This is a genomic window from Tateyamaria sp. syn59 (assembly GCF_007995245.1).
GTDB lineage: Bacteria > Pseudomonadota > Alphaproteobacteria > Rhodobacterales > Rhodobacteraceae > Tateyamaria.
The window spans coordinates 19,009-34,794 of sequence record NZ_VCBA01000019.1 but is presented as its reverse complement, the minus strand read 5'-3'; the positions used below and the strand labels follow the sequence as shown (position 1 = coordinate 34,794).

Below are 15,786 nucleotides of genomic sequence, written 5' to 3'. Positions count from 1 at the left end.
GCTATGGCGACGGCATGTTTTCCTTCAGATAGATGTCGATGCGGATGCGTTCCTGCGTGTGGTCGATGGGCTGGCGGTCTGCCGTGGCCTTCATCAACCGCACAGCAGAGCGCACAAGGTGCCCGGTGTCTTGCGAGATGATGGCATCAAACACATCCTGCTCCAATGCCGTGCGCGAGGTCGGCGTCAACTCATGCGCGATGACCACAAGACCCGGATGCGGGTTGTCGCTGAGATACTGGATCAGGCCCGGATTGCCCGCGGCGGACGAGTAGATACCGCAGAGATCGGGATAGGACGCAAAGACCTCTGGCAGCATCTTGCGGATCAGGTCGGGATCATCCCGGCCTTCGATACTGGCCACAACGTCCAGCTCCGGAAAACGGTCCGACATGACAGCGTCAAAGCCCTTGCGCCGCTCCAGGTGATCCCGTGCCAGCCGCGAGCCGGTGATGACCAGTACGCGGCCCGCCCCCTTGGCGAAACGACCCATAAGGTGCGCGGCCGTCCGGCCAGCGGCCACGTTGTCCACGCCGATGAAATGGTCGCGATCCGAACTGGGCAGGTCGGCAACAAGCGCCACAACAACGATGCCCCGCGCCCTCGCTCGCTTAACCGCATCCCGCACCGATGGCGTCTCTGGCCCAAAGACGGCTACCCCGTCAGTCCGTGTCGCATCCACATTGTCCAGCGCCTGCACTATGGATTGCGGGTCGAACGGCGGCACGCGGGCGGTCTCCAAGATCGTACGCTGATGCCGCAGCTTTGCGGCCTGTTCTGTCACGTGGTTATCTAGGGCCACCACAAACTCGTTCGCCGTATCGGGCAGGATAAACAGCAGGTTGTAGACACGCCCCCGCGCCAGATTGGCCGCCGCTGTGTCACGGACATAGCCCAGTTCGGCAATGGCCTTATTAACCTTTTCGATGGTCACCGAGCGCACGCCGGGCCGCGCATTCAGGACACGGTCCACAGTCGCCAGCGACACGCCCGCAACACGCGCAATGTCATTGACGGTCGGTTTTAGGCCGCTCTTCGTGTCCTGCTTATTCAACCGCGCCTATCCCTTCATGGCCTGTGCCAACCCCTCGAAGACCAGCGCCACCGCCTCCGCACCCGGATCGTTGTGGCCCTTCAGGTTGTCCGAGGGCACATACGCCGCCCGGCCCGCCTTTGCACGGTGAATATGCGCGGTGCCGTCTGCTCCCTTGCGCGCAGCGATGGCAGACGCATCAATCCCTTGCGACAACGCCTGCAAAGCAGGCGCCAGCGCGTCGATCATCGTGCGGTCGCCAACCTTGGCACCACCAACATCGCTCACCCGTTTCAGCCCTTCAGCCAGCGCCTTGTGCACCGGCGCGCCACCGGCGCATGCATCACCAGCCGCATTGAAGTAAATGGCGAGGATCACGCCGGAGGAGCCCCCCATCGTCTGGCTCAACTCATTGCCGAGGGCTGGGAACAGCTGGGTTAGATCAGCCAGAGGCATCGCATCCAGCCGATCTTTCAGCGCACGTGCTGCGGTGGCAAGTGTGCTGCCCGTGTCACCGTCACCGGACTTGGCGTCGAGTTCATTAAGGTCTCCTTCGGCGGCCATGAGCGCATCGGCCACCTGCGCGATGATGTCCCGCGTCTGCGCATTGGCCGAGGGGATGGGCTCGATGGGCGTGAGGCCGTCTGGAAGCGGCGTCACCAGCACCTCGACCAGCCCCTGAAGGCCGGGCCATGCTGCCATGGGGACAGGTGTCGCCAGCGCTTCGAGGTCATCGGCGGCCACAGGCAGGACGGACACCGAAAACCCGTGCATGTCGAGCGATGTCATCATCGGCGCAGGGCCGATCACGTGGCTGGCGATGCCGGATTGCGCAAGCCCGTGGCTCAGCACCGACATCTCAAGCGGTGTGGTCGAGCCGAGGTTGTTCACAAGCGCCACGCACGGCCCTTGCCCGGCGTGCTCGCGTAGCTTTTCGAGCACGGTGTTCATCGCCTGAGAGGCACCCGTGAAGTCCACCTGCTCCACCCCCGGTTCGCCATGAATGCCAAGACCCAGTTCGGCCTTGCCTGCCGGGATGCGGTTTTCCTTGGGCAAGCCTGGAACGGTGCAGGTATCAAGGCTGGTGCCAATGGAGACAACGCTGTCGATGATACGACGCGCGGCGTCGGCGACCTCTTCCAGAGGCTTGCCCGCCTCGGCCATGGCGCCCGCGATCTTGTGCACAAAAAGCGTGCCAGCAACTCCCCGCGGCTGCGGCAGATCAGGCAAGGCGATGTCATCGTCGACAACGACCATCTCGACCTTGCGGCCCAACGCACGTGCCCGTTCTGCGGCGAGACCAAAGTTGAGCCGGTCCCCCGTGTAGTTCTTGACGATCAGCAGGCACCCCGCCTCGCCCGTGACGGCCAAAATACCCGCCAGCACGGCCTCGACGGACGGGGACGCAAAGACCTCGCCACACACCGCCGCCGTCAGCATGCCCGGACCGACAAAACCTGCGTGCGCCGGTTCATGGCCAGACCCACCGCCTGAGATCAGCGCAACCCGGTCTCGGGCCCAATCCGTGCGGTACACCACTTTGATGTGCGGATAGCCGTCCAGCCGCGCCAGCGCACCGCCCGAGCAAGCCAGAAGGCCGTCGATAGCTTCCTTAACCAGATCCTCTTTCGCATTGACGAATTGTGCCATGTGCATGTCCTTTTCTTAGGTGATCCGCGCGCCGGAAGCGTCGAAGAAGACTGGATTTTCCGGGGTGATCTGGATGGTTTCGCCAGCTTCGAGTGTGGTGTGCGGATCGGTCAGGGTGATGACATCGTGGTCCGACACTTTGAGGTGCAGCCGGGTCTGGTCGCCGAGATGTTCCACCCGCACCACCTGCGCGTCGCGGCCTTTGCCGTGGCGGATGTTTTCCGGGCGTAGGCCCACCTGATGCGCACCTGCGGGAGCATCCTCGCCCATCAGACCGACAGGCAACAGGTTGATCCGTGGCTGGCCCAAGCGTGCCGCGACGTAGGCGGTGCGCGGGTTTTCGTAGATGTTGCGCGGGGTTCCGAACTGCACCAGCTGCCCTTCGTCCAGCACGCCCACATGGGTGGCCATGGTCATCGCTTCGATCTGGTCATGGGTGACGTAAAGCAGCGTGGCGGCCAGTTCTGCGTGAATACGTTTCAACTCGACCCGCAGGTCGGCGCGCAGCTTGGCATCTAGCGAACTGAGCGGTTCGTCCATGAGATACACCTGCGGATCACGCACCAAGGCGCGCCCGATGGAGACACGCTGCATCTCACCACCCGACAGCTCGGTTGCCTTGTTGTCCAGTTTATGTGGGATGTGAAGAACTTCCGCCACTTCTTTGACTTTACGTGCTATTTCATCCTCAGGCGTCTTGAGGATGGGAGAGCGCAGAGGGAAGGCGAGATTGTCGCGTACCGACATGTGCGGGTAGAGTGAATACTGCTGGAACACCATCGCCACATCGCGCTGTGCGGGGGTCAGGTTGGTCACGGATGTACCGCCGATCTTGATGTCCCCGGCGTCCGGTTTCTCCAGTCCCGCGATCAGGCGCAGGGTCGTGGTCTTGCCCGCTCCGGTGGGTCCAAGCAACACGACGAAAGCGCCATCGGGAATGGTCAGGTCCATGTCGACGACGGCTTGTGTAGCTTTGAAGGATTTGGACACGCCGGTCAGTTGCACCTCAGCCATGGGCCAGCACTCCTTCGTTCAGTTCCGAGCGCAGGGCGCGGCCTGTGGACTTGTCGAACAGGGTCACAGTCTTGGCGTTGAATCCAAGCCCCACCGTCTCTCCCACGGTCGCAGGCTGGTCGGAAGCGATGCGGGCCTTGACCTCTCCGTTGGGGGTGTCGAGGGTGATGATCTGGGTGGTGCCGAGGTATTCGGTGGCGAGGACTTTGCCGCGATAGTCGCCGTCATCGGAGAGGCGGATATGTTCTGGGCGGACGCCGAAGACCAGGTCACCGGAGGCGCCTTCGCGCAGTGTCGGGACGCTCATCGTTTGATCCGCAAGCGTAACCAACTCTTCGCCCTTCGCCACTTTTCCATGGAAATTCAAGAAGTTCATGGAGGGCGAGCCGATGAAGTCGGCCACGAACATGGTGGCAGGCATGTCGTAGATGTCCTGCGGCTTGCCGAACTGTTCGACGACAGCGTTGTTCATCACAACGATCTTGTCGCCCATTTGCATCGCTTCGAGCTGGTCGTGGGTCACATAGACTGTCGTGGCCCCCATGCGGTCATGGAGGGCGCGGAGTTCTTCGGCCATGTGTTCGCGGAATTCGGCGTCGAGGGCGCCGAGGGGTTCGTCCATCATGAAGGCTTTGGGTTCGCGGACAATGGCGCGGCCGAGGGCGACGCGCTGGCGGTCGCCGCCGGAGAGGCCGCCGACGGGTTTCTTGAGGATGTCCTTGATCCCGAGAATGGTTGCAACCTCGTCCACCTTGGCGCGCACTTGGGCGCGCGGCATGCCCTGGCTGACCAGAGGATAGCTGAGGTTCTTGTAGACGTTCATGTGAGGATAGAGGGCGAACATCTGGAAAACAAAGGCAATATCGCGCTCGGAGGGTGGGCGTTGGCCGATTTCTTCGCCGTCCAGATAGATCTCTCCAGACGTGGGCAGTTCGAGGCCTGCGATCATACGGAGCGTCGTGGTCTTGCCGCAGCCCGAGGGGCCCAAAAGCATAAAGAATTCACCGTCTTCGATGGTGAAGCTCGACTCGCGTACGGCGACGAAATCGCCGAATTCCTTGCGGACATTCTTGATAACAATCTCGGCCATTACTCACCTTCCGGGAAGTGGCTGACGATGATGAACATGACGGTGCCCACCAGCGTTGTGATGAAGGAATAGGTGAAGGCCCAGAGCACGAAAGGCTGCATCAGCATGAAGACCCCGAGGGCAATGATGATGGTCGCCAGCATCTCCCACGGGCCGCGGCGCAGGCGCATGAGGCCGGTCAGAAACCCCTTCATTTTGGCACCTCATTTTGGTGAAAATCGGCGTACACAACCCGTGCACAACCTGTGCACAACCCGTACACCGTTTCGGTGCACCGAGATGTTGTGGTGGAGCATAGGCGGATCATTTGCGCACGGCTCCGAAGGTGATGCCCCGCAGCAGGTGTTTGCGCAGCAGGATGGTGAAGATCATCACGGGCAACAGGAAGATCGTGGCCCCTGCCGCAACTGCGGGCCAGTCGAGACCGCCGACACCGATGATGGTCGGGATGAAGGGGGGTGCGGTCTGGGCTGTAGCCGAGGTGAGGAGCACCGCGAAGGCGTATTCGTTCCAGGCGAAGATCAGGCAGAAGATGGCGGTGGAGGCGATACCCGTTGCAGCTTGGGGCAGGACGACTTTGTAGAACGCCTGGAACCGTGTGTAGCCGTCGATCAGGGCCGCCTCTTCATACTCGCGCGGGATTTCGTCGATGAACCCTTTGAGCAGCCAGACGGCGAGCGAGATGTTCACGGCGGTGTAGAGGAGGATCATGCCGAGATGCGTGTCCGAGAGCCCGAGGTTGCGGTACATCAGGAAGATCGGGATCGCGACGGCGATGGGGGGCATCATCCTTGTGCTGAGGATGAAGAAGAGGAGGTCGTCGGCCAGGGGTATCTTGAAGCGTGAGAACGCGTAGGCGGCAAGCGTGCCGAGGAAGACCGATAGGAAGGTTGAGCCGAAGCCGATGATCACCGAGTTCAGGAAGCGTTCGCCGAATTTCGACGGGCCGACGATGACCATGTCGTATTCGCGCACGATCTCGTCCGCCCAGTTTTGCGGTGGGTTGGCGTCGAGGAATTCCTGCGTCTGCCGGGTGCGGGTGGTGAAGAGGTTCACGTAGCCTTCGAGCGTTGGCTCGAAGACGACCTTGGGCGGGTAGCTGATGGCGTCCGAGGGCGACTTGAACCCGGTGAGCATGATCCAGGCGAGCGGGATCATCGTGATCAGCGCGTAGAGGATGACCAGCGATCCGGCGAACCATTTCGACCGCGTGCTGGGTTCGGTGACGGAATAGGCGCTCATGGTTTGAGGTCCGGTTTGGGTGTCGAGGTTGGGAGGGGGGCTGTCTGCCCCCCGGTGCTCGCGCACCTCCCCCCGAGAGTTTTTTGGGCAAGATGAAAGAGCTTGGCCATGATCAGCGCTCCTTCACCTTGTTGAGGGCTTTGACGTAGATGCTGGCGAGGCCGAAGACCGTGACGAAGAGGATGATGGCGTAGGCGCTGGCGTAGCCGGTGCGCCATTTTTCGAACGCCTCGCGCTTGAGGTTGATCGAGGTGAGTTCGGTTGTAGACCCCGGGCCGCCGCCTGTGAGTTGCACGACGAGGTCGAACATCTTGAAGTTCTCGATCCCGCGGAAGAGGACGGCCAGCATCAGGAAGGGCAGCACCATGGGGATGGTGATCGTGAAGAACTGGCGGATTTTTGAGGCGCGGTCGACCTCTGCCGCCTCATAGATGTAATCGGGGATGGAGCGGAGACCGGCGAGGCAGATCAGCATCACAAAAGGTGTCCACATCCAGGTGTCCACGATGACGATGGACCAGGGGGCAAGCTGGACCGAGCCGAGCATTTCGAAACTGCTGGGGTCTTTTCCCGTGAAGAAGGCGACGATGTAGTTGAAGAGGCCGATTTGCGGTTGGTAGAGGAATTTCCAGAAGTTTCCGACCACGGCGGGCGACAGCATCATGGGCAACACGATGATCGTGGTCCAGAGGTCGTTGCCCTTGAATTTCTTGTTGATGAGCCACGCGAGCGTGAAGCCGATCAGCGTCTGCAGCGCGATGGTCCAGAACAGGAAATGCGCCGTGGCCTGCATGTTCAGCCAGATGTCGCTGTCTGTCAGGATGCGTTCATAGTTGCGCAGGCCGATGAATTCGGGTTCGCGGTTGAGCCGGTTGGCGCGGTAGTTGGTGAAGCTGAGCTGGATGGTCCAGATCAGCGGGAAGATGTTGATGGCCAGCAGCAGGAAGATCGTGGGGGCGACGAAGATCCACGCGATGGCGCGGTCGCTCAATCCCTTGATCTTGCGCGCGACGCGGGGCGGCGTGGCCTTGGCGGCGCGATTGGCGATGGTGTCTGTCATCTGGCACAGCCTCTTCGTGCGGTGGGCAGATTGCCCACCCTACGCATGCGTCGGGTTATCGGAGGTAAGGTGGGCAATGCTGCCCACCCATGGGAGGAAGACTTAGAGCTTGCCTTCGTCTTCGAAGGTTTCGGTCCAGTCCTCGATCAGTTTGTCGAGCGCTTCCTGTGCCGTGCCTTGGTCGGCCACCACGTAGTCGTGGATGCGCTTTTGCATGGCCAGCAGCAGTTCGGCGTAGGCCGGTTCCTGCCAGAAGTCCTGCACGTCGTTCATCGCCTCCAGGAAGTCACCGGCGAAGGGCGCGCTGTCCTTGAAGCCCGGGTCGTTCAGGACCGCGTTGTGGGCTGAGTAGCCGCCGAGTTCCCACCATTTGGCCTGCACTTCCGGGTCGGCGAACCACTTGATGTATTCGAGGGCTGCGTCCTGTTTGTCGGAATAGGCGACGACGCTGATCCCCTGCCCGCCCAAGGTCGAGCCCGCCTGGTTCTGCGGTGGGTTCACGAAGAAGTCGATCTTGTCCCCGCCGGTGGCCGGGTCGGCGTAGAGGCCGGGGAAGAAGGCGAACCAGTTCATCGCCATGGCGACCTGACCCGATTTGAATGCGTCGAGCGACTCGCCCATGTAGGAGTTGGTGTAGCCCGGCGGCGTCGCGGTTTCGTAGAATTCCTTGTAGAATTCCAGTGCTTCGACAGCCTCGGGGGAGTTCACCGCGCCTTCCATGTCGTAGGAGCCCGGGGTGTTTTCGTATTTGAAGCCCCAGGGGTAGAGGGCGGAGGTCACACCCATGGTGATCCCTTCGGAGCCGCGTTCGGTGAAGATAGAGGCGCCGTAGACGGTTTTGCCGTCGATCTCGCGGCCCTGGAAGAACTGGGCGATCTGCAGCATTTCGCGCTGGCTTTGCGGCTCGCGCAGGTCTTCACCCGTGGCTTCCTTGTAGGCGGCCTGGATATCGGCATCCGCGAACCAGTCCTTGCGGTAGAACCAGCCGTTTGCGTCGCCCATGGCGGGCAGCGCGTAGTAGTTGGGCGTACCCTTGGGCCATGTGGAATAGGCGTAGACCGTTGCGGGGGCGAAGTCGTCCATGCTGATCCCTTCGGCGTCGAAGAAGTCGTTCAGCTTGACGTAGTGGCCATTTTCGGCGCCGCCGCCGATCCATTGGCTGTCGCCGATCAACAGATCGCACAGCTTGCCGCCCGAGTTCAGCTCGTTCAGCATCCGATCGGCGAAGTTGGGCCACGGGATGAATTCGAAGTTCATGGTGTGGCCGGATTGTTCCTCGAACTCTTTGCTGAGTTCGACCAGTGCGTTGGCCGGGTCCCAGGCGGCCCAGCACAATGTCAAATCCTCTGCCATGGCCATGGTTGGCACGCTGACAGACGTCATTAGCGCCGCGCCAATGGCGGCTGAAGTCATTTTTTTCATATGATCCTCCCTATCGGTCCCGCTTGGGCGGTGACCTTGGGGAAACGCTATTTGAGGGACGTACATCATGTCAACGAATTTTTGAGGTGCGTTCATCATTTTGGGCAGAATTATATCTTGTATACTGAAAACAAACGGCTTTTATTCGTGCGCCGGACTGCCGCGCACACCGTTACGACCGCTTGCGGCCGCGGACGGGCGAGTCGCGGCAACGCGCCGGTTAGCGCCGAGGGGAGGTTCAGTGTCACCGGCGGTGCCGGGGTCAGCGTCAGCTTGCTCGCGCTGCGACCAATTGAACCAACGCGCGTTTGGCGGGAACGCTGATGGGGTCAGGGCGTTTCTTATCCAAGCAACACGAAAGGACACAGCATGACTATCGAAGCACTGATCTTAGTCCTGCCTGCGCTGACATTTGGTTTGGTTTTAGGTTGGGCTTACTTGAGCAAGCGACGCGTTGAGGAACGTATGGACGATCCGGACGCGGAGAAATCGAGCCTCGCCGAGGACGGTTGAGAGAGACAGGGCGCCTTCGGGCGCCCTGTTTTATTCGGCGTCGTCAATTTCGGGTCGGATCTGGGCATAGGTCATCATGGTGAAGACCGCGGTGCCACCGATGACATTGCCGACAAGCACCGGCAGGAAAAACCCGAACACGGCCTGCTCTGCGCTGATCAAGCCCTGAACGGCCAGAACAGCCATCTCGACCGACCCGGCGATGATGTGGGTGAAGTCGCCCAGCGCGATCAGCCACGTGAAGATGATGATCAACAGAATTTCGTTGTTCTGCGCCGATGGCAGCATCCAGACGATGGCTGCAATAAGAATGCCGGCTGGAATGCCACGCACCAGCCCCTCAACCGGTGGAAAGCCTGTCGCATGCTTGCTGAGATCAGTGACAATCGCGAGGAGTTCTGGCGTCAGTACCGGCGTATAGACAAGAAAGACTGCGATCACGAACGCGCCGATGAGATTGGCCATCAGGACCACTGACCAGAGCGTGGCAACGCGCGCGAACACAGCGCGGCACGGGTTGATCACCGCAGGGACGACCGTTGTGATCGTGTTTTCGGTAAAAAGCTGCATCCGGCCAAGGATCACGAGCAGGAAGCCAAGGGAGTACCCTAGGTTTTCAAAGATAAAGCGCCAGTCTGCGTCGGGCAGATAAGCACGCAAATATGCCTCGCCAAGCACCGAAAAGCTGATCAGGATACCTGCGGCGACCCCAGACCAGAACAGCGTGTTGATCGGCCGCCGCAACTCTTCATCGCCGTGGCGGCGGATGGTTTCAAAGATGAGCCGGGGCGAAAGGCCAGACGCTTCCGTTACCGCCTCGTCTTCGACTTTCTCTTCGACGAGGGGCGAAGACGATGTGTCCGTCATAGGAATGTCCTGATGTTTTCACGTGACCCGACAACGCAAGCGTCACGGTGTTGGTTCCCTTGGACCAGTGTGCCGCCTTTAAGTGCGATGCGTCGCCAGTCGGAATTCATCCCCGTCTTATGTCTCGGATGTCATGTGACACATATCGCATGGAACCCTGACCGCTTTGGAGCGTTTGTCTCGCAACGGTAATCGAAGGAGACACAACATGTCGGCACCCGACACAAACATCGAAACCCAGACGCGCAAACACTGGTTTGTCTTGGCCGGGATCGGAGCGGTTGTCTTGGTTGCAGGCCTCTTTTTCGTGGCAAATATGTATTCCAGCGTTGAGGACGATGCAGCCTTTGTGGAAGACGACGCACAGATGATCGAGCCGCAGGGCTAACGACAAGCCGAGGCGGCCCGCCTGACGGGCATTTCAGGCGTATACCACGACGATCATGCCTGTTGTGCACCGCTCGCTGACAAGCGGCCCCGCATCACATCAACGATGCAACCATCAAGTTCGGTGTCGGAATAGGGGCGGAGCAGAAAGGCAGCGTCGATTTCTTTGGCGCGGGCGGGGTCGCCATTGATCAAAACCAAGCGGCATCCGGCACGGTGAAGGCGACCGCACAGGTCGTCAGCCGCGACGTCGGCACCGTGCAAAGACAGCAACGCGCATTCGGGCAACACAGCGGCTTCGGCCAGCCCGTCTCGTGCATCCGCAGCAGAACGAAAGTGAGTGACGTTATCAAAGCCGACACGACGCAGGGCGTCTGCGATGTCTTCGGCTTCGACAAAATTGGGGGTTATGACCACAGCAAAGCTGTGGTCGTTGTGTGTGCGCACGGTCATGAAGGCTCGCCCTTGTTCTTGTTGGACGTTCTCATTCCATGTGACGGCTCAGGGGAGCAATAAACTGTGACATACCAAGGTGATATTTCGACGATTAATTGCGACAACTGCCCTCTGCGGCGCAAGGACGGGTTTCTGCCGTTCAAGTCGGAGGAAATCGCGTTCATGAAACGCTTCAAAACTGGTGAAATGGTGGCAGACAGTGGCACTCAACTGTTCATGGAAGGGGCCCGCGCAGCGCAATTGTTCACCGTACTGTCGGGTATGGGGATACGTTACAAGACACTTGAAAACGGGCGGCGGCAGGTTATCGGCTTTGTGATGCCGGGTGATTTCATCGGCCTGCAGGCCGCAGTGCTGGACGCGATGTGCCATTCGGTCGAGGCGACGACACCGATGCGTCTGTGCGTGTTCAACCGGAACCGTGTGTTTGAGCTGTTTCAGAACCAGCCCGAGCGGGCCTTTTCCCTGACCCATATCGCTGCGGTCGAGGAGCACTTTCTGGGCGATGCGCTGACCACCGTTGGTCAGCGCGGTGCGTTGGAAAAGATCGGGTGGAGCCTGCACCGCTTTTATCGCCGCGCGTGCGCGCTGGATCTGAACAAGGACAACAGCTGCCCCCTGCCCTTTCGACAGCAGGATCTGGCTGATGCTTTGGGCCTGTCTTTGGTTCATACCAACAAGACGCTGGCGAAATTGAAGGACAAGAAAATTGCGCAGTGGAGCAATGGAACACTGCACATTCTCGATGAGGACGCGTTGACAACGCTGTCGGGCATTGACCCCGACAATATCCAACCACGTCCGCTGATCTAGGATAATCCGCAGAAGGGTGGCCCGATTGTCAGGTGCGGACCGTGTCAGACTGCTGCTTGGTGCTGGGTCCAGGGTTTTGGTTCTTCGTCCTCGATTGTGGCCAGAGAGAACGTGACACAATAGCGATAATGCGTATCGCTCTCTTCGCGGTCTTCTTCCCCGTCGAGTTGCGCAACAAAGGCGCGCATCAGTCGGGTTCCGATCCCGGTGCTTTCCAGCATGTCGGGGATCTGGTCGGATCCATCACCAACTGAGTTTTCAATGGCAAAGGTCAGTTTGTCGTCGGCGTCGTGCGTGAGCGCAATGTGTAAGGTCAGCGGCTTACCTGCCGGGGCGTCGATGTATTTAACCGCATTGGTCAACGCTTCGGCAGCGAGCATCGAAAGCGTAACCGCCTGGTCTTGCCCCAGATGAACCTTTGCGATGTCGGTGGTTGTCTGAATGGTGCGTTTCAACCCGTCCGCCATGGGGATCAATTCCTTGACCAGCCGGCGGATCAGGTTCTGCGCGTCGATGCTGGTTTCATCGCTGTCGGTGTTCAAGGTGTGGTGCACCGTCGCCAGACCCCGCACCCGCTGTTGCAGTTGCGACAGCAGCGCCCGCGTCTCCGGTGTCTTTGCTGCACGCGCGTGCATGTTCATGATCGACGCGATGAGTTGCAGGTTGTTCTTCACCCTGTGGTGAATTTCGCGCAGCAGAATGGTCTTTTCGTTCAGATCCTGTTCGACTTGCCGTTCTGCGTGCATGAGCGTGCGCACCATGCGGTTGTAGGATGTTTCCAACACTTCGAACTCGGTCGGTGGATCATCGAGCCGCAATTCCGGGTTATCCCTTTCGCCCAGCGCAAACTGCCGCATGGAGCTGCGCAACATGTAGATGTGGCGGATGACCAGCCGGTGCAGGCCGAGGAACGCAACCGAGACACCGGCAAACCACATCAGCACTGGAAAAAGCAGTGGCACCCAGACCGGAGTCGTTCCGATGTTGTTGAGCGCGCGGCCTGTGGGCCATGACCCGATCACGACCACCTCGCCCGGAACGATCGCAGCAACGGCAAACAGCCGTTCGCGCCCGTCAATGGATTCCGCAATGAAGGTTTGACCGTCGCGTTCCAGGAACGCGGTTGGCTGGCTGGCAGCGGGCAGCAGTTCCCCGGCAGTCGAGAGGTCGTTTGTCGAAAAAAGGATACGTCCTGACCGGTTGATGGTGACATGCTCAAACAGGCTTTCTTGAGTCAAACCTCGCGCCGGTGGGTTTGCCAAGGAATGCGGAAAGGACAATGAAACAAAGCCTGCGAACTTGCCTTCGATCTTTACGGGGTTGCTGACGATCACCACGGATTCGCCGGTTGCAACGCCAGATAGGTTTGCCTCGAAAATCTGCCCTTCCTGTTCGAGCGCGCGGTCGAAGCTGGGGTCGTCCGCGAAATCAAACGTGACGCCATTTGACGAACACATCATCATACCATTGAGATCAATGAAGCCGGCAAAGACAAACGTGTCCTGGCGGTTCACAAACCGGGTCATCATCTCTGAACACTGGGCGGCATCGTTCGAGACGGGCCCCAGCAAAGCGGCCAGACCCTCGGCCGCACCCCGCCCGCGTTCGAGGAGACGCCGTTCGTTGGCTGCCGCCCGTTCGGTCTCGGACAAGACAATCTCTTCGGACAGTCTGACCGTGGCGCTGACAACTTCGTTGGTCTGCCACAGAGCGATGGCACCCAGCGGGAACAGGGCCAGCGTCATCAGCCCCGCCAGACGAACGAAAAGCCCGCGTGTCAACCGGTCCGGTGCCACAGCTTAGGCCATGTTTTGGGCGGAGACGATCCCCACGGTCACGCTGTCTGTCAATTCGATATCGTCGGGGTCTTCCACGGCCATCAGCTCTGCCAGACGTGCGCGGCCCCGGTTCACCCGGCTTTTGATGGTGCCGACCGCGACACCGCAGGTCTCTGCCGCCTCTTCGTAGGAAAAGCCACCTGCTCCGACCAGAACCAGTGCCTCGCGCTGTTCATCGTTCAGCTGGTCGAACGCCGCGCCGAAGTCCCGCATGGCGAGGCGCCCGTCGTGGTCTGGTTTCTGCGACAGCGTATCGGCATAGGCGCCGTCGACATCCTCGACCTCACGCTTACGCTTGCGGTGCAGCGAGTAGTAGGTGTTGCGCAAGATGGTGAAAAGCCACGCGCGCATGTTCGAACCGGGTTCGAACTTGTCGATATTCGTCCACGCCTTGATCAACGCTTCCTGCACCAGATCGTCCGCCGTGGCAGAGTTGCGGCACAAGCTTAGTGCGAAAGCACGCAGGGGACCGAGATGTTCGACCAACTCGTCACGCGGGTCAGTCGTCATGCCGCTCTCCTTTTTCGGACGACGCCTGAACGTCACCGGTGCGCAATTGGTTCAACAGGTCCGTAAACCGGTCGGGTACGGGCTCTTGCGCCAAGCTGTCGAAAGCGCGTTTGAGGTTTGCGTCGATCTCTGCGTCGATGTCTGTCTTGCGGGTCTGCCGTGTCATCAGATCTGGTTTCTCGAGTAATTTTATTGGCGTGTGACGGAACCAATACGCATGGCCGCGCGTAAGGTTCCGAGACAAAGTGAAAAAAGGCAAAGAAAATGAACAAGGACGCAAGGGAGCAGCTCGCGGACGATGTGGGCGCCAACCTTCCTTACCTTCGCCGCTACGCGCGCGCACTGACAGGCAGCCAGGACAGCGGTGACACATACGCCATCGCAACGCTCGAAGCGATCCTGTCCGATCCCGATCAATACCAGGATGGGTCGCACGCAAAAGTCGCCCTGTTCCGCAGCTTCCACGCGATCTGGACCACGTCGGGTGCCGCGTTTGGTGAACAGTCCGATGTGCCTGGCATTGCGCGAAGAGCGCGCGACCACCTGTCCAAGCTCACACCGAACACAAGGGAAGCCTTGCTGCTGCATACGGTCGAGGATTTCTCACCAACCGAAGTTGCCCAGGTCATGGATATCCCACCCGAGGAAGCGCAAGAGTTGATCGACATCGCCTATGCCGAGATGAGCCAGCACGTGTCCGGCCGGGTTATGATCATTGAGGACGAGGCGATCATTTCGATGGACCTGGAATCGATTGTTGCCGATATGGGCCACCGGGTCACCGGCATCGCGCGCACGCGTGATCGCGCCGTGCAGTTGGCCAAGGAAGAAAGCGCCGACCTTATCCTGTCGGACATCCAACTTGCAGACAATTCCAGCGGGATTGATGCGGTCAATGACATCCTGGCAGCACAGGGCGACGTGCCGGTTATTTTTATCACCGCCTTCCCGGAGCGGTTGCTGACTGGACAGGGACCCGAACCCGCGTTCCTGATTTCGAAGCCTTATACAGAGGCGCAAGTCAAATCTGCCGTCAGTCAGGCGATGTTCTTTTCATCAACGGAAACGCTGAAGGCGTGACGCTTCTCAAATAGACGGTAAAAACCCCGCCGGATCGCTCCGGCGGGGTTTTTTCGTGTTCAGCTCTTTCCGATGGCGCGCAGCATCCATGCGGCTTGTTCGTGGAACGCGGAGCGCTCGGTCGCCAAATCTTCGGTCACGATATCACGGTTGTCACCGGCGAGTTCGGCCAGCGCATGCAAGCGGTGCGCGATACGCTCGTGATCAGAGGCGAGGTCTTCGACCATGTCTGCGGTCGACATCTTGCCCTCGGCATCTTCGATACGCGACCGGCTGACCACGTCCTTAAGCGCCGACGGTGCCAGTTCGCCCAGCGCACGGATGCGTTCGGCCAGTTCGTCGGCGGCTTCGAACATATTGGTGTAGTGCTCTTCCGTCAGATTGTGGACGGAATAGAACAGCGGCCCTTCGACGTTCCAGTGATAGGCATGTGTCTTAAAAACAAGGCAGTAGGTGTCTGCCAAAATGTCTGCCAGCCCGGTTGCGACCGCTTCGGTATCCTGGACGCCGGTTGAGACGTCGTCGCTTGAAGGAACGACTTTCAGTGCGTCAGTCATAGTGACCTCCGTTTAGTAGGTTGCGCTGGGTGAATAACCGGAGAGATCGGAAAGAGTTCCCCATTTTCGGCGAAATCCCGCGCGTCAGGCCGAGGCAAGAGAGGCCGCTCAGCACGGTCTCAAGAGCGATGTTGAGGCGCGGTTTGGCGAGGCCGCCGCGCTTAAGGAGGGCATCGTGGCAAAACAAGTAGCGCGTTAGGACGATTGCACTACAGATCAAGGCAGCTACCCCGAAAAAGCCGGAGATAGACCCG

Annotated in this window: 18 protein-coding genes; 4 read left to right on the top strand and 14 right to left on the bottom strand. The window is 59.9% G+C overall.

The features are described from left to right. Window position 1: 1 nt before the first annotated feature. The 8 genes from FD715_RS20700 to FD715_RS20665 form a co-directional block, all read right to left on the bottom strand. Window positions 2-1,054: a LacI family DNA-binding transcriptional regulator gene (locus FD715_RS20700; protein WP_147114617.1), complete on the bottom strand. Its 1,053-nt coding sequence runs from the start codon at window positions 1,052-1,054 to the stop codon at window positions 2-4. A gap of 6 nt (window positions 1,055-1,060) precedes the next feature. Further along, window positions 1,061-2,683 (bottom strand): dihydroxyacetone kinase subunit DhaK, encoded by a 1,623-nt coding sequence (locus FD715_RS20695; protein ID WP_147114615.1) that lies wholly within the window; start codon window positions 2,681-2,683, stop codon window positions 1,061-1,063. A 15-nt stretch (window positions 2,684-2,698) separates the two neighbouring features. After that, the gene (locus FD715_RS20690; protein ID WP_147114612.1) at window positions 2,699-3,697 is read right to left on the bottom strand and encodes an ABC transporter ATP-binding protein; all 999 of its coding nucleotides are present in this window, start codon (window positions 3,695-3,697) and stop codon (window positions 2,699-2,701) included. Next, the gene (locus FD715_RS20685) at window positions 3,690-4,787 is read right to left on the bottom strand and encodes an ABC transporter ATP-binding protein (protein ID WP_147114609.1); all 1,098 of its coding nucleotides are present in this window, start codon (window positions 4,785-4,787) and stop codon (window positions 3,690-3,692) included. The genes FD715_RS20690 and FD715_RS20685 overlap by 8 nt, the downstream gene beginning before the upstream one ends. Next, window positions 4,787-4,981: a hypothetical protein gene (locus FD715_RS20680; protein WP_147114606.1), complete on the bottom strand. Its 195-nt coding sequence runs from the start codon at window positions 4,979-4,981 to the stop codon at window positions 4,787-4,789. Before FD715_RS20680 ends, FD715_RS20685 begins: the two co-directional genes overlap by 1 nt. A gap of 109 nt (window positions 4,982-5,090) precedes the next feature. Further along, entirely contained in the window at window positions 5,091-6,029 is a 939-nt protein-coding gene (locus tag FD715_RS20675; RefSeq protein WP_039682756.1) for a carbohydrate ABC transporter permease, read from the bottom strand. A 112-nt stretch (window positions 6,030-6,141) separates the two neighbouring features. Continuing rightward, on the bottom strand, window positions 6,142-7,089 hold the full coding sequence (locus FD715_RS20670; protein ID WP_147114604.1) for a carbohydrate ABC transporter permease: 948 nt from the start codon (window positions 7,087-7,089) through the stop codon (window positions 6,142-6,144). A gap of 102 nt (window positions 7,090-7,191) precedes the next feature. Then, a complete protein-coding gene (locus FD715_RS20665; RefSeq protein ID WP_370455435.1) occupies window positions 7,192-8,502 on the bottom strand; it encodes an ABC transporter substrate-binding protein in 1,311 nt (436 codons plus the stop codon). A gap of 378 nt (window positions 8,503-8,880) precedes the next feature. On the opposite strand from FD715_RS20665, the gene FD715_RS22610 reads away from it, so the two are divergent. Next, on the top strand, window positions 8,881-9,024 hold the full coding sequence (locus FD715_RS22610) for a hypothetical protein (RefSeq protein WP_189799586.1): 144 nt from the start codon (window positions 8,881-8,883) through the stop codon (window positions 9,022-9,024). 30 nt (window positions 9,025-9,054) lie between these two features. On the opposite strand, the gene FD715_RS20660 is transcribed toward FD715_RS22610, so the two are convergent. Next, a complete protein-coding gene (locus FD715_RS20660; RefSeq protein WP_147114599.1) occupies window positions 9,055-9,891 on the bottom strand; it encodes a formate/nitrite transporter family protein in 837 nt (278 codons plus the stop codon). Window positions 9,892-10,099: 208 nt separating this feature from the next. On the opposite strand from FD715_RS20660, the gene FD715_RS20655 reads away from it, so the two are divergent. Further along, window positions 10,100-10,279, top strand: a complete 180-nt coding sequence (locus FD715_RS20655; RefSeq protein WP_147114596.1) for a hypothetical protein — start codon at window positions 10,100-10,102, stop codon at window positions 10,277-10,279. Window positions 10,280-10,332: 53 nt separating this feature from the next. Here FD715_RS20655 and FD715_RS20650 read toward each other — a convergent pair whose 3' ends face one another. Then, window positions 10,333-10,731 carry a hypothetical protein gene (locus FD715_RS20650; protein ID WP_147114594.1) on the bottom strand — a complete coding sequence of 133 codons (399 nt, stop codon included), beginning with the start codon at window positions 10,729-10,731 and terminating at the stop codon, window positions 10,333-10,335. 165 nt (window positions 10,732-10,896) lie between these two features. Here FD715_RS20650 and FD715_RS20645 point away from each other — a divergent pair, with 165 nt between their 5' ends. Further along, window positions 10,897-11,547: a Crp/Fnr family transcriptional regulator gene (locus tag FD715_RS20645; protein WP_147114590.1), complete on the top strand. Its 651-nt coding sequence runs from the start codon at window positions 10,897-10,899 to the stop codon at window positions 11,545-11,547. 44 nt (window positions 11,548-11,591) lie between these two features. Here FD715_RS20645 and FD715_RS20640 read toward each other — a convergent pair whose 3' ends face one another. Genes FD715_RS20640 through FD715_RS22605 form a run of 3 tightly spaced genes read right to left on the bottom strand, consistent with a single transcriptional unit; the run spans window position 11,592 to window position 14,061 of the window. After that, window positions 11,592-13,292: a sensor histidine kinase gene (locus FD715_RS20640; protein ID WP_147114587.1), complete on the bottom strand. Its 1,701-nt coding sequence runs from the start codon at window positions 13,290-13,292 to the stop codon at window positions 11,592-11,594. 54 nt (window positions 13,293-13,346) lie between these two features. Further along, entirely contained in the window at window positions 13,347-13,895 is a 549-nt protein-coding gene (locus tag FD715_RS20635) for an RNA polymerase sigma factor (protein ID WP_147114584.1), read from the bottom strand. Further along, a complete protein-coding gene (locus FD715_RS22605) occupies window positions 13,885-14,061 on the bottom strand; it encodes a NepR family anti-sigma factor (RefSeq protein WP_189799585.1) in 177 nt (58 codons plus the stop codon). The genes FD715_RS20635 and FD715_RS22605 overlap by 11 nt, the downstream gene beginning before the upstream one ends. Window positions 14,062-14,159: 98 nt before the next feature. Between FD715_RS22605 and FD715_RS20630 the strand changes: the two genes are divergently transcribed. Next, window positions 14,160-14,975 (top strand): response regulator, encoded by an 816-nt coding sequence (locus tag FD715_RS20630; protein WP_147114582.1) that lies wholly within the window; start codon window positions 14,160-14,162, stop codon window positions 14,973-14,975. A 59-nt stretch (window positions 14,976-15,034) separates the two neighbouring features. On the opposite strand, the gene FD715_RS20625 is transcribed toward FD715_RS20630, so the two are convergent. Next, a complete protein-coding gene (locus tag FD715_RS20625; protein ID WP_147114579.1) occupies window positions 15,035-15,532 on the bottom strand; it encodes a Dps family protein in 498 nt (165 codons plus the stop codon). Window positions 15,533-15,786 lie beyond the last annotated feature (254 nt).